Source organism: Alicyclobacillus hesperidum subsp. aegles (assembly GCF_027923525.1).
Lineage (GTDB): Bacteria > Bacillota > Bacilli > Alicyclobacillales > Alicyclobacillaceae > Alicyclobacillus > Alicyclobacillus aegles.
This window is the reverse complement of the sequence record NZ_BSBJ01000009.1, coordinates 89,307-108,133: the sequence shown is the minus strand read 5'-3', so window position 1 is coordinate 108,133 and position 18,827 is coordinate 89,307. Positions and strand designations below refer to the sequence as shown.

The 18,827-nt window shown below is 53.6% G+C and carries 16 protein-coding genes; 5 read left to right on the top strand and 11 right to left on the bottom strand.

Annotated features, from left to right (window positions below; translation table 11 throughout):
* Positions 1-74: 74 nt before the first annotated feature.
* Positions 75-1,289: an NO-inducible flavohemoprotein gene (hmpA, locus tag QMF38_RS07580; protein WP_157057155.1), complete on the top strand. Its 1,215-nt coding sequence runs from the start codon at positions 75-77 to the stop codon at positions 1,287-1,289.
* A gap of 61 nt (positions 1,290-1,350) precedes the next feature.
* On the opposite strand, the gene QMF38_RS07575 is transcribed toward hmpA, so the two are convergent.
* The 3 genes from QMF38_RS07575 to QMF38_RS07565 all read right to left on the bottom strand — a co-directional run bounded on the left by QMF38_RS07575 (position 1,351) and on the right by QMF38_RS07565 (position 5,251).
* Positions 1,351-1,782, bottom strand: coding sequence for a glycosyl hydrolase family 18 protein (locus QMF38_RS07575; protein ID WP_281759077.1), 432 nt, complete (start codon positions 1,780-1,782; stop codon positions 1,351-1,353).
* A 42-nt stretch (positions 1,783-1,824) separates the two neighbouring features.
* On the bottom strand, positions 1,825-3,351 hold the full coding sequence (locus tag QMF38_RS07570; RefSeq protein ID WP_281759076.1) for a recombinase family protein: 1,527 nt from the start codon (positions 3,349-3,351) through the stop codon (positions 1,825-1,827).
* A 511-nt stretch (positions 3,352-3,862) separates the two neighbouring features.
* Complete coding sequence (locus tag QMF38_RS07565) at positions 3,863-5,251, bottom strand: amino acid permease (RefSeq protein WP_281759156.1); 1,389 nt, start codon at positions 5,249-5,251, stop codon at positions 3,863-3,865.
* Between the two features lie 269 nt (positions 5,252-5,520).
* Here QMF38_RS07565 and QMF38_RS07560 point away from each other — a divergent pair, with 269 nt between their 5' ends.
* From QMF38_RS07560 to QMF38_RS07545, 4 genes are all read left to right on the top strand, one after another.
* Positions 5,521-6,066 (top strand): carboxypeptidase-like regulatory domain-containing protein, encoded by a 546-nt coding sequence (locus QMF38_RS07560; RefSeq protein WP_281759075.1) that lies wholly within the window; start codon positions 5,521-5,523, stop codon positions 6,064-6,066.
* Between the two features lie 13 nt (positions 6,067-6,079).
* Complete coding sequence (locus tag QMF38_RS07555) at positions 6,080-6,691, top strand: SpoIID/LytB domain-containing protein (protein WP_281759074.1); 612 nt, start codon at positions 6,080-6,082, stop codon at positions 6,689-6,691.
* Between the two features lie 135 nt (positions 6,692-6,826).
* On the top strand, positions 6,827-7,345 hold the full coding sequence (locus QMF38_RS07550) for an RNA polymerase sigma factor (protein ID WP_281759073.1): 519 nt from the start codon (positions 6,827-6,829) through the stop codon (positions 7,343-7,345).
* Positions 7,342-8,451, top strand: a complete 1,110-nt coding sequence (locus tag QMF38_RS07545; RefSeq protein ID WP_281759072.1) for a hypothetical protein — start codon at positions 7,342-7,344, stop codon at positions 8,449-8,451. The genes QMF38_RS07550 and QMF38_RS07545 overlap by 4 nt, the downstream gene beginning before the upstream one ends.
* 25 nt (positions 8,452-8,476) lie before the next feature.
* Here QMF38_RS07545 and QMF38_RS07540 read toward each other — a convergent pair whose 3' ends face one another.
* The 8 genes from QMF38_RS07540 to QMF38_RS07505 form a co-directional block, all read right to left on the bottom strand.
* Positions 8,477-9,781, bottom strand: a complete 1,305-nt coding sequence (locus tag QMF38_RS07540; RefSeq protein WP_281759071.1) for an arsenic transporter — start codon at positions 9,779-9,781, stop codon at positions 8,477-8,479.
* Positions 9,778-10,113 carry an ArsR/SmtB family transcription factor gene (locus QMF38_RS07535; protein ID WP_281759070.1) on the bottom strand — a complete coding sequence of 112 codons (336 nt, stop codon included), beginning with the start codon at positions 10,111-10,113 and terminating at the stop codon, positions 9,778-9,780. The genes QMF38_RS07540 and QMF38_RS07535 overlap by 4 nt, the downstream gene beginning before the upstream one ends.
* 97 nt (positions 10,114-10,210) lie before the next feature.
* On the bottom strand, positions 10,211-11,116 hold the full coding sequence (locus QMF38_RS07530; protein WP_281759069.1) for a LysM peptidoglycan-binding domain-containing protein: 906 nt from the start codon (positions 11,114-11,116) through the stop codon (positions 10,211-10,213).
* An 80-nt stretch (positions 11,117-11,196) separates the two neighbouring features.
* Positions 11,197-12,666: a hypothetical protein gene (locus QMF38_RS07525; RefSeq protein ID WP_281759068.1), complete on the bottom strand. Its 1,470-nt coding sequence runs from the start codon at positions 12,664-12,666 to the stop codon at positions 11,197-11,199.
* A gap of 11 nt (positions 12,667-12,677) precedes the next feature.
* Positions 12,678-13,550 carry a hypothetical protein gene (locus QMF38_RS07520; RefSeq protein ID WP_058093764.1) on the bottom strand — a complete coding sequence of 291 codons (873 nt, stop codon included), beginning with the start codon at positions 13,548-13,550 and terminating at the stop codon, positions 12,678-12,680.
* A 106-nt stretch (positions 13,551-13,656) separates the two neighbouring features.
* A complete protein-coding gene (locus QMF38_RS07515; RefSeq protein WP_281759067.1) occupies positions 13,657-15,450 on the bottom strand; it encodes an ABC transporter ATP-binding protein in 1,794 nt (597 codons plus the stop codon).
* The gene (locus tag QMF38_RS07510) at positions 15,447-17,192 is read right to left on the bottom strand and encodes an ABC transporter ATP-binding protein (protein ID WP_281759066.1); all 1,746 of its coding nucleotides are present in this window, start codon (positions 17,190-17,192) and stop codon (positions 15,447-15,449) included. Before QMF38_RS07510 ends, QMF38_RS07515 begins: the two co-directional genes overlap by 4 nt.
* Before the next feature lie 45 nt (positions 17,193-17,237).
* Positions 17,238-18,791 carry a Na+/H+ antiporter NhaC family protein gene (locus tag QMF38_RS07505; RefSeq protein WP_281759065.1) on the bottom strand — a complete coding sequence of 518 codons (1,554 nt, stop codon included), beginning with the start codon at positions 18,789-18,791 and terminating at the stop codon, positions 17,238-17,240.
* Positions 18,792-18,827 lie beyond the last annotated feature (36 nt).

Sequence of the window (18,827 nt, the reverse complement as noted above, 5' to 3'; positions counted from 1 at the left end):
TTTTATATATATTTTTTAATGTCCCAAGCTCTTATAATGACATCGTCAGAGAGAACGACATGGGAGGAATCAGAATGCTGAGCACAGAGACGAAGTCCATTATCCTTTCAACCGTGCCCGTTTTAGAACAACATGGCGAGGCCATTACTGGCCGATTCTATCATATTCTGTTCAGCGAACATCCAGAGCTACTCAACTTGTTTAACCAAACGAACCAGCGTCAAGGGAAGCAACAGACTGCACTTGCCAATGCCGTGTACGCCGCGGCAGCGCATATCGACAACCTTTCCGTCATTCTTCCAGTCGTTCAACGGATTTCGGAAAAACACAGAGCGCTTGGTGTCACGCCTGATCAATATCCCATCGTCGGCGAAACCTTGTTAAAAGCCATCAAGGACGTTTTGGGCGATGCGGCAACGCCAGAAATTATGGACGCCTGGGCACAGGCGTACGGCGCGATTGCCGACGTATTCATCTCGGTGGAACAAGAACTCTACCGCGAAGCGGCCGAACAACCAGGCGGATGGCGTGGATTCCGCGAGTTCATCGTGCGCGACAAGGTCAAAGAAAGCGAGGCCATTACGTCGTTTTACCTTGAACCAGCCGACGGCAAAGCCATAGCCAGCTATGTCCCTGGTCAATATTTGACCTTCCTCGTGCAGGTGCCTGGGCAACAATACCTGCAACGACGTCATTATAGCCTGTCCGATGCGCCTGGCAAACCGTATTATCGGATCAGCGTGAAGCGGGAAGCTGGAATAAACGGCTTGCCGGATGGCATCGTGTCGACCTATTTGCATGATACGGTGCAAGCCGGTGACAAGTTACAGGTGAGCGCCCCTGCAGGCGATTTCAAATTGGATACGACAAACAATAAACCTATCGTACTGCTAAGCGGCGGCGTGGGCATGACACCGCTCATCAGCATGGCACAGACCCTGGCAGAGCGCGGTGACACCCGCCCCATCGTCTATATCCACTCCGCCATCGAAGGCAGCGTGCACGCATTCGATCAGCAGTTACGCGAACTGGCCAAACAGCCAAACTTCTCTTACCACGTGGTGTACGAACGGCCACAAGGGGAAGACGAGCGGCATCCACACTTCGCCAAGTCCGGATTTGTCGATCGCGATTTGATCGAACGGCTGGCACCAGCAGATGCAACATTCTACTTTTGCGGACCGACCCCATACATGCGCGCCGTCTACAAGACTTTGCATGCAATGGGCATTGAAGAAGAGCGCATTCGCTTCGAATTCTTCGGACCTACGTCGCAATTGCTCGACTGACCGCGTAACGATAACCACTGCAACGCCCCGGCTGAACCAGTCGGGGCGTTCTCACTGTAAATCAAAATTTGCGAATCGTGTAGCCATCTTTGAGTAAGTACCAAAGCTGAGGGAATTCGTTGCCAAGCACCCACACAGAGACGCCACGCAACTGGTATTCGTCCACCAGCGCTAGCTTAATGGCGGCGCTCTGGGCGTCGTCGAACCACACGCGATGCTGCACGCCGGCAACCATGTATTCAAAATACGGCGAGGCTGATTTTACATCCCAGATGATAGGTGCCTTCTCCGCGATGGCCAAATTCTGGGCAGCATTGTTCGACACGCCACTGGCCCGAGTACGCCCTTTCTCATACGGCAATGGCCAATCATACCCATAAAGGGACATGCCCATAAGAATCTTTCCCGGCTCGATCACGCTGGTCGCATAGTCCAATACCGCCCTTACCTGATCGATCGGAGCGATGGCCATCGGTGGTCCGCTTGCCATCATCCAACTACACATCCTCTGATCTGTGGTATCGATGAGTCTCTGTTAGAACGCGGAAAACGTATAGCAAATAGAGACGGAGATGTCTGGGTCAAACGACGTCAGTCTCACCTCGTGCACCAGTGCGGCTAAAATGCGCCTCTGGACAGACGTATATTCCGATTCGAACGGTCGAACAGTCAGCCACGACAAAATCAAGTCGCCGAGCGATGCCTCCTGCTGATAGTTGTCGCTTCCTTCTGATACAGCCTCTAATGAGGCCAACCGCTCGCGCAAGGGGCCGTTAAGATGATCAAACTGTTCGAGTGAGATGGTGCCACTTGCATACGCAGCAAATAGCTTCTCAAATTGCGCGACAAGGCGTGATCGTTCAACCTCTGTCACCTGTCGATAAAGCGGTCTATCCGCAATCAGGCGATCCTTTAGAGGCAAATACGTCAACACATCTTCCCTGACTCGCTGGATAACGGCCTGTTCCAGATCGTCCGCGCGCACATACGGAGCATTACAGGCCGACCGCCCGTACTCCGCCTGGCGGGCACAGCGATAGTAGAGCGTATGGCGCCCATTCTCTTTTGTCACGAGCCGTCCACCACAGACACAACGCGCCAAACCCACGAGCAGGTGCACACTGCCGACGCGGCCGCGGTGTAAACGACGCTCCTCTAAGCAATGTGCGACCGCCGCAAACGTCTCGCGATCGATAATAGCTGGATGCGCTTCGAACACGTGGACGATCTCGGCTTCATCCCGCACCCAGTCGCTTCGGCGTTCGACAACGCCAAACTGGCCGCGTCGAAAGCGCATACGCTTCGTTCGACGGCCATACACGATCTCGCCGCAATAGACCGGATTCTGCAAGATACGGGCAATCCGGCGCTGGCTCCATAGTTTCCCATTTGGCGTCGCGATGCCTTGCCGATTGAGTCGTTCCGCGATGGCTCGGCAGCCTAAGCCAGCTCGATACATCGCGAAGATCTGACGGATGATAGGCGCTTCTTCATCGTCGACTTCAAGCCTTTGCGTCTCGCGGTTCAGGCGATAGCCGTCAGGTGGCCGACCGTTCCATCTGCCACTGCGAGCCTTTTGCATCGCGCCGAGCCGCACGCGAACCGATGTCTTTTCCGATTCTGCCTGAGCGAGAGCACTGTGAATGGTAAACACAAACTCAGCGCGATCGCGATCGCTGTCGAAGTTTTCCTCAATAGATAGAACCCGCACCCCACAGGCAATTAATAAACGCAACATGGTTAAGGCGTCCACAGTATCGCGTGCAAAGCGAGAGATACCCTTACACAATAAGACATCAAAGCGGCCAAGCTTGGCATCGTCCAGCAGCCGCAACACAGCTGGGCGCTTTACCATACTCAGCCCCGTAATGCCTTCGTCGACATACACAAGCTCGTCTGGGGCCAACCATATCTCGTCTGCATCACTCGCCCGCCGACGCGCATATTCACGTGCATATGCGATCTGATGTTCGAGTGAATCGCCGTGTACCTGCGATTCGTCGGAAACGCGAGCGTAGATGGCGCAGACGCGAGTCGTACGATGGTCGGATCTCAGTGTCATGGATGGTTCTCCCTATTTGACATCCCTGAACTTAGTACTGACCGCATCAACTCGACGAGTCGATCCGCGACCGCCGCGGGATCCACCGTGCCAAACTGGACGCTCGATATTTTGACAATTTTTCGCTTTCGCAATCGGCATCCCCCCGCCTAACCGTATGCAATAACCGCCCGTCCGTTTGCCCACTGTCAACGACTATCGCAAAAAGTTTGGAAACCTGGGTGCATTTAAGTTTGTTTCAAGGATGATTGGGTAGAATGAGGAAGTGTACAAGATTATTTACGATGTGATGGGCAGGTGCGAAGGATGTTCGGAACAATTGCGGCCATCGTCCTCATCACGGCCGGCATGATTACCTTCAATCGTTATGTGAAGAAACAAACCGAGCGACTGGAAGAAAAAATTCAGTCGATGAAGGCTTGATACGGTTACTCCTCTCTCCTTCTTTGCTTAAAAAGGCCGCAGGAGCACTTCTCCTACGGCCTTTCTCGCTGTATGATGCGGCTCGCACTTAGTCCAAATCGAAATCGACGTCTTGCAACGGGATAAGCTTTGTCCGTTTAATCCATTTGTAGCCGAACCACAAGGCCAAAAATAACGGAATTCCGATGTATGTCGCGATGACCCCGGTCCAATCGACTTTGCCACCCGTAAAGGCGCTGATATCTTGCCCAACAATGACAATTGCGCACAACACGGTCGCCAGCAACGGGCCAAACGGATACCATTTCGCCCGGTACGCAAGCCTGTTTAAGTCACGTCCCTGTGCGAGATAAGCCTTGCGGAACCGGTAGTGGCTAACAGCCACCCCGAGCCAGGCAAGAAAACCAGTCAAACTGGCCGCGTTCATCATCCACGTATAAACGGCACCGTTGCCGACAAATGACGACAGAAATGCAACGAATCCAATGACCGTGTTAACATAGAGCGCGTTCATCGGCACGCCGCGTCGGTTGACTCGCGCAAACACGCGTGGGGCTTTCCCCTCACAGGCAAGTGCCCAAAGCATGCGGCTCGACGCGTACAACGAGGAATTCCCCGCCGACAGCACGGCCGTCAAAATCACGGCATTCATGACAGCTGCGGCAAGTGCAAACCCAGCTCGCCGGAAGACGAGTGTAAATGGACTGATCGCGACGTTGTTGACGCTCGCGTTCAACAAGTTCGGATCCGTATACGGAATAAGCATGCCAATGAGGAAGATGGCTAAGACATAAAACAACAAAATCCGCCAGAATACTTGACGAATGGCTCGCGGCACGGCCCGCTCCGGATGCTCGCTTTCCCCTGCCGCCAAACCAACCAATTCCGTCCCCTGAAAGGCAAATCCAGCGACCATCACGGTGCCAAGGAACCCAAGCCAACCACCATGAAAGGGCGTCCCGCCCGTCATGAACGTGTGCCAACCAACCGGATGTCCGCCCAAGATGCCAAAAATCATAGCTAGACCAATGATAATAAAGACGATAATCGTCAAAACCTTAATTCCCGCAAACCAGTACTCGCCTTCCCCGTACCCTCGCACAGAGACGACGTTTAGCAAAAACAACACGGCGAGGAATACGGCACTCCAAACCACGGAAGGCGTGTGTGGAAACCAATACTTCATTACGATGGCGCCCGCCGACAACTCGGCCGGCAACGTAACGGTCCATGTGTACCAATAATTCCAACCCAGTGCGAAACCAAACGCCGGATCGACAAACCGCGTGGCATACTGCTCAAACGAGCCTGCAATTGGCATGAATGTGGCCATCTCGCCGAGACTGGTCATGATGAAGTAGACCATGATGCCGACAATGATATATGCCAACAGCGCGCCGCCGGGCCCCGCCGTGGAAATGGACGATCCGCTCGCCACGAAAAGCCCTGTGCCGATGGCCCCACCCAGGGCAATCATCGATAGATGGCGGGAGCGAAGTTCACGGTGCAACCCGACCTCCGCATGTTTGCGCACAGGTTGCTCTGAAAAGGGTGTACTCGCTGGCCTCTGACTCACCTTGTTAGCTCCTTTCTTGTCCCGAAAATCATCGTATAGCGTGTACATATAAATCGCAATGAGAAATGCTTTCCTACGCTAAAGAAATAGTGAAATAAAGTGCAAAGACATAATCAAATGCAGCTTGGAGACCCTCAGAATAAGCGATGTTTGTAAAGGAGAGGAACTCCATGAAAAGGTTTGCTGCCTATCTATCGACGTCGGCTCTACTGTTTACCCTGTGGGCTCCAGTCAGTGCCAGCGCAGCCGTGACCGGATCAAGCCACAAAGGGGATATCGAGTTTCGCGTCGGGTCCTCCACCTCGACGGTCATTGCAGGCGCCCGCGTGATCGTCATCAATCACGACGGGAACATCGTCGCCACAGGCCTGACCAATGCCCAAGGCACGTGGGACGCGCAGGTACCCCTGTACAAGGCCGATTGGAACAAAAAGTTTGACGCCAAAGGCGTCGTCAACGCCATCGTCATTGCGGACGGTTTTAATGAACAAGCCGTGTATATCATCCCCATCACCGAACACACAGTTCAACCTGTCATTCTGCAGCCGATACAGGCCAATCGGCGCAACGCGCCTTCGGCGTCCCTCGGCAACTTTAGTACACACGATTTGCGGCGCTACATTGACCGCTATGCGTCTGAACTGAAACTGAAGCGGCAGGCACCGATTCCTGGCGATCCGGAGTACGCGCCATGGAGTCCTCAGCAACAGCAGTAAGGAGTGGCTGCTCATGCGAACCTTTCGTTCTTTGCAATTGACACTTGCGTCGACGGCGCTTGCGTTCGCGTTCGAGCAAGCACCGGTGGTAAGTGCCCAGACGATTTATAACACGCCGTATCCGTCGGTCATACGGGTTGCCATCCGCGCCAATAACAACCCGACCAGCCCCATTCTGTACGTGCAGACTGTCGGCTTTGAAGAGTACTGCGAAGACGTGTTGCCAAACGAGTGGATGCCCGGTTGGAACGCCGAGGCTCTTAAGGCTGGGGCAATTGCGGTGAAAATGTTCGCCTGGTACTGGACGCTCCACCCCACAACCGAAGGCGGATTTACATACGACGTGGACAACACCACAAACTTCCAGACATTCAAATACCTAAGCGGCCAAGTCGCCACGGATTTGGCGGTTCAAGAGACGTGGAACATGGTATTTGTGCCAAGCGACGGGTCTATTAAGCCGCTCGACTTCCGGGCTGGCACACCAGATGGCAGCAACTCGGGATACGTGGGAACCTTCATTATGTCACAATGGGGATCGCAATACTGGGCGCAAACCGCAAAGCTTCCTTTCACGACGATCCTCAGCCTCTTTTACCCCGGGTATCAACTGCGATTTGTATAGCGCCACTGTATCAGAGGGTCGAGCCCAAGTAGCTCGGCCCCCCTTTTTGTGAAACATTCCCCTGCTTCCACTGCGATCTTTCCCCCTTTGCTGCGTCTAATCAGATGTGAAGAGATTGCGAGGTGCCATGGTCTCATGGAACATTACCCATCGTCTGTCCGCGAAGAAGTCTCGAGATTATACGAGCGCTATGCGGACGATGTCTATCGCTATGCGAGATTGACTCTGGGCACCGAAGACGATGCTTACGACGTGGTGCAGGAGGCATTTTTACGGGCTATTCGCGGTTGGCCAAGATTTCGCAAGGAAGCAAGTGAGCGCACATGGCTGCTACAAATCGCGCGCAATGTCATGTATGACAAGTTTCGTAGACGTCGCTCCGAACAAAGGGTGATGCAGTTTGCACAAATCCATCAAACCAAGTGGCAAGATGCCATCGATCACTCCCTTGTGATCGAAAGCGCCATCAGGAAGCTGCGCGAATCTTACCGCCAAGTCGTCATTCTACGTCATGTTGAAGGCCTTAATGTAGAAGAAACCGCACAAGTACTGGGGTGGAGCGAGAACAAGGTGCGTTCGACTACGCATCGTGCACTTGCCAAACTGCGAGACCTGCTCACTGATGATGAGGAAACGGGGGTTTGGGACAGATGAGCCATTGGCACAGCATCGAGAAGGATCTCGAAAAAATGAAATCGGTTCGCATGTCAAAAGAACAGCGGGATGGCATCTGGCAGAATATCGTGGCCCATTTGGACAGCGTGCCAAAGCGCAACATGGTAAGCGCCCGCAGTGTATGGGCGTCAGTGGGGGGGGTTACCGCTGCAATCGCGCTCGTCGTAGGTGGCTATGCTGCCGTGCACAAAGGATCACCCGGCCCACGTACGGCGGTTGAGGCGCCAGTCCAAGCCGGCTCGGCGAATGGTTCGCCCGCCATTCTGTATCAATTAAACAACTATACAGCACAAGCCAATCGAGCGACAGTTCCCTTTTACGAAGACGGTCACATTGTCCAGGAACGAATGCCGATACAGAAAAGTTTGGCAATCGCCAAGGAACATAGTCCATGGCGAACCGATCCGGTCCTGTCTGCCCAAGCGTATACAGCGAATCTCTTACCTGCAGGTTTTGCTCATGCAGCTTGGAGCACCACGAACCATCACACGTTGACCACGACCAAAAACGGCGTCATCGCGACATACCAATTGTTAAGTAGGAACGATGCTGGCTCTCCGCCAACAGCGAACGTGCAACTTTCCATCACAGGTGAAGGACATGCATTGTACTATCAAATTCATCTTTTTGAATTACAACATAGGTACGTATGGGATATCGCGCAAATTGTCCATACGCCGGCCCCACCGCTTCCGCTACCCGCAGGCATCAAATCGTTGTCAGTGACCACAGGCCTAGCGGGAATCGGGTACGTACCGAACCAGCTCGATAAAGTTGCACATCAGATAACAGCGTGGCTAGAGACGGCAACACGCACGTCGTATCAGCTACCGCCCGCGCCCGCGAACCTGATCTTCAACGTGAATGTCGCACCGGATACCCTGTATCTAACCGCGTCCGACGGCACACAGATTTCTATCACACCAGCCTATACGATCGTAAGACGAGACGAAAAGTATGAAGTGCTGACACAGCCCGACACCGTCGAATACAAGACTCCGACAGAAGTGGCGTATCTACATTGTCCAGCTTTATACAAGTGGCTTGACGATCACGCCTGGAAAGCATCGTTTCACCTGTCGTGAAACCCTGTTTGTGCGCCAGTGTTTATCAATGCACGGCCAGCAGCCAAACATACAAACCAGAGAGTGTGATAAACAGTGTTGGAAGCGTGAGCACAATACCTGTTTTGAAGTATTGACCCCAACCGATGCGCACCCCTTTTTGCGCCAAGACGTGTAACCAAAGTAATGTGGCAAGTGAGCCAATGGGTGTGATTTTGGGTCCTAAATCACACCCAATAACATTGGCGTAGACCATCGCTTCACGCATAAGACCCGTTGCGGCGGCGGAGTGAATCGCAAGTGCACCCACCATCACCGTCGGTAAATTGTTCATAATGCTCGACAGGATGGCTGCAACAAAACCTGTGAACAACGTCCCGGCGTAAAGCCCACCGTGCGTCGACCACCGCATGAGACTGCCAAGCAATGTGGTCAGTCCCACGTTGCGAAGTCCGTATACGACGACATACATACCAATCGAAAACACAACGATGGACCAAGGTGCACTCCGAATCGTCGACCACGGTGCGACGGTCTTGGTTCTCGCTCCGGCGATGAGAAACACCAGCGCAACCGCCAAGGTAACGAAGCTGACAGGGATATGAAACAACTCAGTCAGAACGTAACCGACAAGCAAGACAGCGAGGATGATCCAGGAAGCCAAAAACATACCTTTGTGTCGAATGGCACTTGCCGCCTCTGGCAAATCACTTGGGCAATAGGCATTGGGAATGTCCTTACGAAAGAAGAGATATAACATCAAGAAGCTGGCGACAAACGCAAACAAGTCAGGGACAATCATGTGTAAGGCATAGCTGATAAAACCGACGCCAAAGTAATCGGCGGACACGATGTTGACAAGGTTACTCACGATGAACGGCAGTGACGTGGTATCGGCAATAAATCCACTTGCCAGTACAAACGGTAGCATCTTCCTCACGTCAAATTTCAACAGCTTCACTTTTTCTAGTACGATGGGTGTCAAAATGAGCGCAGCTCCATCATTGGCGAAGAAGGCTGAGACGATGGCCCCGAGTGTAATGACATACAAAAAAACTTTTCTCCCGTCCCCTTTGGCGACATGTGCCATTTTGAGCGCGGCCCACTCGAAAAAACCGATTTTGTCCAAGATTATGGAGTTCATGATGATGCCTACGAATGCCAAGGTCGCATCCCAAACAATTTTCGTCACCGACCATACATCTGCAACACGCACAACATGAAGCAGCAGTGCGAGCACCGCACCGCCTATGGCGCTCCATCCGATGGGCAACCCCTTGGGTTGCCATATGACAAACACCAACGTCAAAACAAACACCGCCAGTGCAAACCACGCCGCAGGCGCTATCATGTGGCCACACCCTCACACTCGACATGCAAATCTTCTCTATGTACCAATTCGTTCTCGTCCCTCAGATTCATCAACTCGTTGAGCGATATGCCCACTTCCTGAAGGTGAATCTTGTTTAATGAATAGAAAACCCACACACCTCTGCGAGTTTCCTTCACCAGCCCCACGGCCTTCAGTCGGCTCATATGTTTTGACACAGCCGGCTGTGAGATGCCAAACAGCGGCACCAATTCACATACACACCAGTCGCGGATGTTTAACAGTGCAATGATTCGAAGACGCGTGGGATCCGCCAAGGCCTTCAACGTGCTCGCGAGTTTTTCCAAATCCAATCCCGATCACCTCAACACATCATAACCACATCGTTATCAATCGATCAAACGACGCACATCCGTTACCCCATCGATCAGTACGGTACACCCATGCAGCCTAAACGTGTAGCATCTTGTTGACCATCGGTGGTCCGCCGACCCATCCCCACTCATACGTCATCAGCATGACAAAGTCGACTTCCTGCCCCAACGTCCGGTAATCGAACGCACCCATCCAAGGCTGATTCGGGTTGTCGGCCGTCTTTGGTCCCATCGCAATGGATATGCTGAGGTTCCGACTGCGCAAAGATTTGCCCAACTCGCGAATAAACTCATTGTACAGTGGCCGGTCCGATGGACCCATATGTTCGAAGTCGACGTTCACACCAGCATATCCTTTGCTTGTGCAGATCGATAAAGCCTGGTCGATCACGGTCTGACGTAAGGAGCGGTTGGCCAGGATGGAATGTGCGAGTTGCGTGTTGAAGTTGTTGCCATCAAAGTTCGTGATCGTGACAAGTGGGCGAATGTTGTATCGTTTTGCTGAGGCAAGCACGATGTCGTCCTTTGGAGCTTCAAAATGGCCATCAGCGCGAACCTGATAAGAGAATGTACAAACATACGTCAGGTCTGAGACGTCGCCTAAGATTTCCTCGTCGCTCTGCTCGCCAGTCGGCACGATGTACCCGTTTACTTCAATCGTTTTTCGCGTCGTGCGCCGCACAGGCAGATATATTTGCGACCCTACCGAAAGTGCGGACCCACTCACATAGCCGGTCCAACTCGCGAAGACCGCAGGCGAAATACCGAAACGCTGCGCAATAGATTCCGGTGTATCACCTGATTGAATGGTGTAGGCTTGAACAGCAAGCGGATCTCCCTTCGGAATCAACAGAGCTAGACCCGGTACGATTTCGGTGCGCGAAGGCAGTTCGTTGTAACGCAAGATGTCGCGCACCGATACACCATAGGTGGCGGCAATCTGCCTGAGCGTCTCTCCAGAACGGACGCGATGAATTCGCATGGTATAGCCTCCCTGATGCAAAACAGTCACTCCAGCCTATGCTGGGGGCTGGCTTCATGCGCATCTGGGGTGGCTAAACTTTATGCAGAAGTGGTTGAAGCGTTCTTCACAAAAATATCGGCATTGCCATCAGAATAAACCAACGTCCAATTCGGGTTATTCGAAAGATAAACAGTCAGAGCATAGCCTGGAGGCAACAATGCCGACTGAAAATTGTACTTGGCAAGCAATTGTGGAGCGTCCCACGCTAAATTTTGCAAATCCATATAGTCTGCAAATACGCTGCTCCGTAAAAAGATATCAGTGCGCCCGTCAACGAATGTCGGGACGCCGCGATATATTAAATATCCCCCATAGTCGTACGCGTTTAACAACGGTCCTGGAATGTGGTGTTGAATGAGGTAGTTGACGGCCGCAACAGGATAAGCACCAGGATCCATATGCGATGCCACCGTCCCCTTCACCGAAGGCATTTTCAATCCGAATTCGGCTACTTCAGCCAACAGCGCAATGAAACAAACGTAGCGGAAAAATCTCGACGGCGCAGTGAGCACCCGCGCCCAATCGTATGTGGCAAACCCAATCAAAGGTGCCCCCGCAATCGCCAGATAGGGCATGAAACGTTGGTAGACAAGTGTGAGCGCAAAACATCCACCAAAGTAGAGGATGTACTTTAACGGAATCTCCCGACGCCGGGCAATGACAATCACAAGCACACCTGCAAGAAACGGAATGACGCCATATTTGTAATACGAGCTATGAAAGTTTGGCGAATGCCATTCGTTAATCGAACTGGTCATCAGGGTGTTATTTGACAACAGGGCATAGGTAAATTCGTGATAGCCATTGGGATTGAGCAATCCAAAACCGACGGATACCACTGCCGTGACAAGTAACCACAGACGGGTTCTGTTCGACAGCTCATGCCTCTCTAAGCGACCAATGGTCGGCACAAATGAAACGACCACTTCAAATATCAACATCAGGATACCAATCGAGACCGACGCATGGGCGTTGGCCCAAATCAGAATTAACAAGGGAACGAGCACGAGCAACCAAACACGGCCGGATCGGACGCGCTCTAGAATAAGCAAAAACACAGCAAACATCGTGTAGGATACGAGTTGCGGACGCACCACCCAGAAGGCAATGCCAGCTGCCACCGCGATGATGGCCGCGATGGCAGCGAAGACGCGGTTGCCTTGTGACAACGTTGAGACCAGACGATAAACGGCCAACACGGTGACCGTGTGCAAAAACACGACCAGTCCCCACACACCGGCAAATCCCAGGTGATTGGCAAGCCACGCAAGCACAACCTCAAACAGCCATTCTTGCGTCACCCAAGGTTGTCCATGCATGGACCACGAAAACGGATCCGTCGTCGGAATCTTGTGATGCGTTAAGATATAATCGCCTGTGGCGAGGTGCCAAGGCGTGTCTGGATCTGACAGCGGAAGGGCCGCGTGTACGGCAAAGTACAGAAGCCATCCGAGTAATATGACGTATTCTAGCCGAGCCCACGGCCTTGGTCGCTTCACTTCGATCACGCTGCCTCACCTCATATGTGCTTGCGCGTTCGCATGTCGAGATACATGACGGAAATCGCTACATAGACAAACGGCGTTGTCAACAAGGAAACGAGCAGCGATACGAGCAAGGCTCCCCCGCTCGAAGGAAACAATAGGTCGCCAAAGAGCGTCAAAACGCCTTGGGCGATGGAACAAATCACAAACAACAGGACAAAAAAGCCAAGCAAACGCCACAAGTCCCCGCGGGCAATTCTAAAACAGCGGCGAATCGCTCGAAAGAAGCCGACGCCCTCCTCCGCCACCACGACGGGCAAAAACAAGGCGTGTAAGAAAAACCACAGGCTGGCGATCATATACGCCAGACTACCTAATACGGTTACCACATACGCCAGTGCCTCGGAAATACCTGCAACGACAGAAGCCAAGAGACTGACGGCGAACGTCCAGATGCCGCTACCGACGACATATAGGATGATTGTCATGACAATCGTCAGGATGACGAGCGGCAATCTGCGAAAGGCATCGTTGCCTGCATCCGCCGTCGGCACATCGACACCTCGTGCAATCATGCCAACGACGACACGGCTCACCATCGCAAGCATGAGCGGGAAGACAAGGAGCACGTAGACAAGCGTCAACAATGGGATCCACGTCGCATACGCCGCCGGGATGGCATGAAGCATTTGTCCAATGGTGCGAGCGGACTGCAGGCGCGACACCCAATTCGATGAGTCCGTCATACTCGCACTGCTCAAAAAGCGAAGTTGCACATAGGCGTTTAAGATTTGGAATGGTAGTAAGATAAGCGCAGAGGCCGCCATCATCGTGCGAAACCGGCGGCGATAGACCGCGAGCGACACCTGGAACACATCGCGGAGTGTAAACGATGTATGAGAAGGCAAACCGATTCCTCCTGCGAGGTTGTGGAATCGCAACCGGCGCAAACCCTGGAAGCGTCCCTATCATCATAGCACACCAAGGGAAGCCCGCGCGCCAACGAAACCATGATCACACGGACAGACTCGATTCAATGCCACTTTCCGCGTGCAGCCGCGCATAAAAGCCCCCTTGCCGCAACAGCGCCTCGTGTGTCCCCATCTCGACGATCCGCCCTTGCTCAAGCACGATAATGGCATCTGCATGCCGAATCGTCGACAATCGATGCGCGATGACAAGCGTTGTCCGCCCTTCTGTCACAGCTGCCAATCCGCGTTGCACGAGCCTCTCCGTCTGACTGTCGAGGCTTGCTGTCGCCTCATCCAAGATCAAAATGCGCGGGTTTAATGCGACGATGCGCGCGAACGAGACGAGTTGCCGCTCGCCCATCGACAGGTTGCTTCCTTTACCGTACAAAAACGTGTCATAGCCATCTGGCAACCGCTCAATCACGCTATCTGCACCGACCGCCTTCGCCGCCCGCTCAATGTGTTCGTCGCCAAGCTCTGGCCGAAACAGGCGAATGTTGTCCCGCACCGTGCCGGTCAACAGACTCACATCCTGCTGCACAATGCCAACAATCGCGTGTAAGTCGCGCTGCCGCATGGAAGCAATCGGCACACCGTCAATTTCAATGGTACCCGCCTGCGGTTCGTAAAAGCGCGTAAGCAGACTCATCAGCGAGCTTTTCCCGGCTCCGGTAGCACCGACAACGCCAATCAACTGCCCAGGTTCGACGACAAACGAGATGTCACGCAGCACAGGGCTCTCCGGCTGATACCCAAATGTAACGCCCCGAAACTCGACTCGACCCAACACCCGTTTTGGATCCACGACAACAGGGTCTTCAGCATCGACAATCTCGGGCTCGATGCGCAAGACTTGCCCGATTCTGTCTGCCGCCACCATCGCCGATTGCAAGGTGTTCCATTGCTGCGTCATGGCATTGATGGGCTGAAAAAACTGCTGGATGTAGCGGATAAAAGCATACAGCGTACCGAACGCAATCGCCCGATGCAAGACGGCTTCGCCGCCAATGAAGACGACAGCGCTCACAGCCACATTTCCGAGCAACTCAAACGTGCGATTAAACCACACCGACGTCGTGTACTCGCGCACATTTGCATCGCGGTGCTGTTCATCCAACTGCAAAAAAGCCCGTCGCTGGCGTGCCTCCTGGTGGAAAATCTGCGTGATCCGCATGCCCGCCAAATTCTCCGCCAAAAATGCGATCATCGCCGATAAGAGCGATCGCGTCTTCTGATAGCGCCTGCGCAATCTGCCGCGAAATGAAATCGCAACGGCAAAGATGATGGGGATTAACACCATCGAGTAAAGCGCAATCCTGGCATTCAGGCGAAACATCGCGAACAGAATCATCAAGATGGACAGCCCATCGCGAATCAAGCTTAAAAAGAAGTTCGTAAAAAACTGACTGACAGTCTCGGTATCACTCGACACGTTGGTAACCAATGTGCCAATCGCCCGCGAGTCAAAAAAGCGCATCGCTTGACGTTCAATATGCTGAAACAGCGATAGCCGGATGTTTTGAATGACGCTTTGACCCGCCCGCTGTAAAAGCGTGACCTGAAGATAGTTTGCCGCAACTCCGGCGATCACGACGCCAATGTACACAAGTGCAATGATCAATAATGCATGTCCATTCGGATGCGCGGTCGCAATATCGCTGTCGATGGCGACCTTTACGAGATACGGCTGCAACACGCTCGACGCGTTAAACACAATGACCAACGCGATGACGAGAACGAATTGCCACAGATAAGGTCTTGCAAACGGTAGAAGACGGCGAAGAGATTTAACGCCTGGCTTCTGTTTTTGCGTGGGCTTGGTGGCACGCTCGTTCATGTGTCGATCACCTCCCCCTCTGCCTGAAACGCGTACGTCTGCGCATAAATCCCGCCGCGCTGAAGCAGTTCTTCATGCGTACCCTGCTCGGCAATCCTGCCTTCCTCCAGCACGATGATCCAGTCTGCAGTGCGCACGGCCGAAAGGCGGTGAGCAATGATGAGCGTCGTCCGGTTTTGGCGAACCTCTTGTAAAGCGCGAAGGATCCGCTTTTCCGTCTCCATGTCCACGGCGGACAAGCTATCGTCGAGAATCAGGATGGGAGCGTCCTTCAGCCATGCACGCGCGATCGCAGTGCGCTGGCGCTGCCCTCCTGACAATGTGACGCCGCGCTCCCCGATGATGGTGTCGAAGCCGTCGGGAAAACGAACGATATCATCGTAAATGCACGCCGCCCGAGCCGCACGTTCGATCTCGCTTTCCGTTGCATCCGACCGCCCGAACGAGATGTTATCGCGAATCGTCGTTGAAAACAGGAAACCGTCCTGGGGTACATACGCGATGGCCTCGCGCAATTGTTGCAACCGCAGTTCGCGTATATCACAGCCGTCGAGGAACACCGAATGGGCAGGCGGATCAAACATCCGCGGCAACAAGTTGACGAGCGTCGTCTTGCCGCTGCCCGTACGTCCCACAATGCCAAGCGTCTGCCCTGGTTTCAAATGTACGTGAATGTCGCGCAAAACGGGTTCAGCACCATCGGGGTAGCTGAATTGAGCGAGATCGATCCGAATGTCACCTCGGATGCTTGGGAGTTCCACAGGGTGCTCAGAATCCGCAATTGCCGGTCGTTCATCGAGAAGTACCTGCAGGCGGGTCAACGATGCAGAAGCCCGCTGAAAATTGTTAATCACCTGCCCAATTTGTTGCAACGGCACAACCAGTTGACCTAAGTACAAGGTGAAAGCCACGAAAGCTCCAAGCTGAATGGCACGTGTCACCGCGAGCCAACCGCCATAAAGCAGTGCAATACCGAATGCAATTGAGCTCGCCGTCGGAATGACCGCCTGGAACAGCGCAGTCTTGCGGACCAAGGACATCTGCTCAGCGACGATGTCGTTGACGCGAGCGTGAAAACGGCTTGCCTCAATCGGTTCGTTGGCTGTCGCTTTGACGAGACGGATCGACGAAAAACTCTCTTCGGCGAATTCCGACATGGTAGACAGCGCTTCTTGTACGCGGCGCGACGATACCCTGACCTGGGGGCCAATCCAGACGATGAAAAAGGGAATTGCAACGAGTGGGATCATGCTGGCCAGCGTCAGTTTCCAACTGACGGTGGTGAACGTCATGATAAGCGTGGCGGTCATCAGGAAGATCGAGTTCGTCAAAATGTTGAAGCCACCGGATAGCGCTTCACGGACCTGGCGGACGTCGTTCATGGCATGATTGAGGAGATCGCCAATGCTTCGCTTTCTGAAATATTCGGTAGACAGGAGTTCCCAGTGCTCAAATAAGCGCAAACGCAGGAGGTATTCAAAGCCGCGTGCCGCGCGCCCGTTTTGTGCCTGTCCGATGCCGTAAAAAAGGACATAAACAGAACCGACGATGAACAAGAGCGCTGCGTACACCAAAATGCCGCGGCCGCTCAACCGATGCTTGGCAAGTGCATCGGTGAAGCGGCCGAGAATATTCGGAAATTGGACGAAAATAAATTCGGACACAATAATGGACAATGTCGATCCGACATAACCCCATTTATGACGTAACAAGTAATCTCGTAAAAGGGACTGGGGGCTCATGGCAACCACCTTCCATTGCAAACACGTCAACTCTCTTACCTTAACTCAGTGCCCGACTGGCAGGCAAGCGGCCACGACCCAATATCCGAACGCACACACCACTGCCGTTACAGCGGCACTTTTTAGTTTGTAATTGGCGTATTGCATGACAGGCAATTTCATCACGGTCGCCATCGCGATCGTATTGTCGCTTAGGGGCGACGCAAAGCCCCCGAAAGTGCCGCTGGCAAACACGGCACCAGCGACGAGTGGCAAACTCTCCGCACCGCCTGCCGCCAGCGAAAAGGCTAGGGGCATCAGCATGCCCCAGGTGCCAAACGAGCTGCCCAGCACATAGGAGATGGCGCAGCCAAACAGAAACAGGGCGGGAACGATAAGATGCGCCGGAACATAGCGGACAATCTCCCGTTGGCAAAACGCAGAAAAGCCGAGATCGGCAGCGACCGCGGAGACTGCCCAGATCAGAACAAGAAGCACAATCACAGGCATCATCTCGTTACCCCCTTGCAAAAAGCCGATCATCAGCCGCTGCAAGGGCAGTCGCCGAACAGTGTAGAGGACGAACATCGCGACAACGGTGATCACCAAAGCTTCCAGCATTGCGCGTGCTGCATTAGCCTGGGCAAACGCCGTGAGGACTGACACGCCCGGAGCACGGCCCGATAGGTACGTAAAGATGACGGTGGCGCAAAGCAGCAGCGCGAGGGGCAGGATGAGGTTAAGTTGACTTGGACGGGCACGTTCCGCCAAGACCTCGACCGGATCCGGTACAGACTCCTCTGGTGCATGCGGCTTGGTCCGACGCATTGGGCGCTGTACCGCCGCATCCGCCGGCATTCCGATGGCTCCTGCCTCGACCGCAAATGCCGCTCGTCGGCTCACGGCTGCACCTGCCCATGGAGAAGCGCTGCGCACGGCGTCGGTGGACTGCCAGTTTGTGTGCATCTTCGTACGCGAATGCCGGAAAAAGGTCAAACCGAATCCCACAGCAAGCATCGCCCATGCAAACAAGTTGAACGGTATGCTCGCAAGAAACAAGCGGTACGGCGAAGCCGTCGCGGCAGCATGATCGCTCGAAGTGTGCATGAGACCCACCATGTATGCGACAAATGCGGTGCCAAGTGGTACCAGCGCGCATAAAGGGGTCGAGGTGACGTCGATCGCGAAGGCCACTCGCTCCGGACGGACCCCGAAACGCTGAAAGGCGCGACTGACAATCGGCGCGATCGTCATGATTCGAAAGTCGGGTGCCATGAATGTGAACAAGCTTGAAAGCCATGTGAAAGCAAAGGCGCCGCGCGGCGAACGAATGCGTTGCTCCATCCAATTCGCAAACCCTTGTACACCGCCACTTATTCGCAATAACCCGACAAAGGAACCGAACAAATAGAGAAACAGCATAAGACTCACGTTGCCTGGAACAGCCATCTCGTTGCCCAAGTAAGTAAGCGCGGATGAAAGCCCGGCAACCGGTCGTGGATGCATCATGTAGGCCCCAGTGAATAGCCCTAGGGCCAATCCCAAAATGACCTGTTTAGTCAAGAGTGCGATTGGAATCACGACCAAAAACGGAATCAGCGATAAGACAGAACCGTGCATCGTTGGACAACTCCCCCTTGGCACTTCCAGCTTTAA

Coding starts and splice junctions, on each gene's coding strand:
- QMF38_RS07575 (WP_281759077.1), bottom strand. CDS start 1,782: ATGATGGCAAGCGGACCACCGATGGCCATCGCTCCGATCGATCAGGTA.
- QMF38_RS07530 (WP_281759069.1), bottom strand. CDS start 11,116: ATGCGAATTCATCGCGTCCGTTCTGGAGAGACGCTCAGGCAGATTGCC.
- hmpA (WP_157057155.1), top strand. CDS start 75: ATGCTGAGCACAGAGACGAAGTCCATTATCCTTTCAACCGTGCCCGTT.
- QMF38_RS07550 (WP_281759073.1), top strand. CDS start 6,827: ATGGAACATTACCCATCGTCTGTCCGCGAAGAAGTCTCGAGATTATAC.
- QMF38_RS07545 (WP_281759072.1), top strand. CDS start 7,342: ATGAGCCATTGGCACAGCATCGAGAAGGATCTCGAAAAAATGAAATCG.
- QMF38_RS07565 (WP_281759156.1), bottom strand. CDS start 5,251: ATGATTGCCCTGGGTGGGGCCATCGGCACAGGGCTTTTCGTGGCGAGC.
- QMF38_RS07505 (WP_281759065.1), bottom strand. CDS start 18,791: ATGCACGGTTCTGTCTTATCGCTGATTCCGTTTTTGGTCGTGATTCCA.
- QMF38_RS07515 (WP_281759067.1), bottom strand. CDS start 15,450: ATGAACGAGCGTGCCACCAAGCCCACGCAAAAACAGAAGCCAGGCGTT.
- QMF38_RS07555 (WP_281759074.1), top strand. CDS start 6,080: ATGCGAACCTTTCGTTCTTTGCAATTGACACTTGCGTCGACGGCGCTT.
- QMF38_RS07570 (WP_281759076.1), bottom strand. CDS start 3,351: ATGACACTGAGATCCGACCATCGTACGACTCGCGTCTGCGCCATCTAC.
- QMF38_RS07560 (WP_281759075.1), top strand. CDS start 5,521: ATGAAAAGGTTTGCTGCCTATCTATCGACGTCGGCTCTACTGTTTACC.
- QMF38_RS07540 (WP_281759071.1), bottom strand. CDS start 9,781: ATGATAGCGCCTGCGGCGTGGTTTGCACTGGCGGTGTTTGTTTTGACG.
- QMF38_RS07510 (WP_281759066.1), bottom strand. CDS start 17,192: ATGAGCCCCCAGTCCCTTTTACGAGATTACTTGTTACGTCATAAATGG.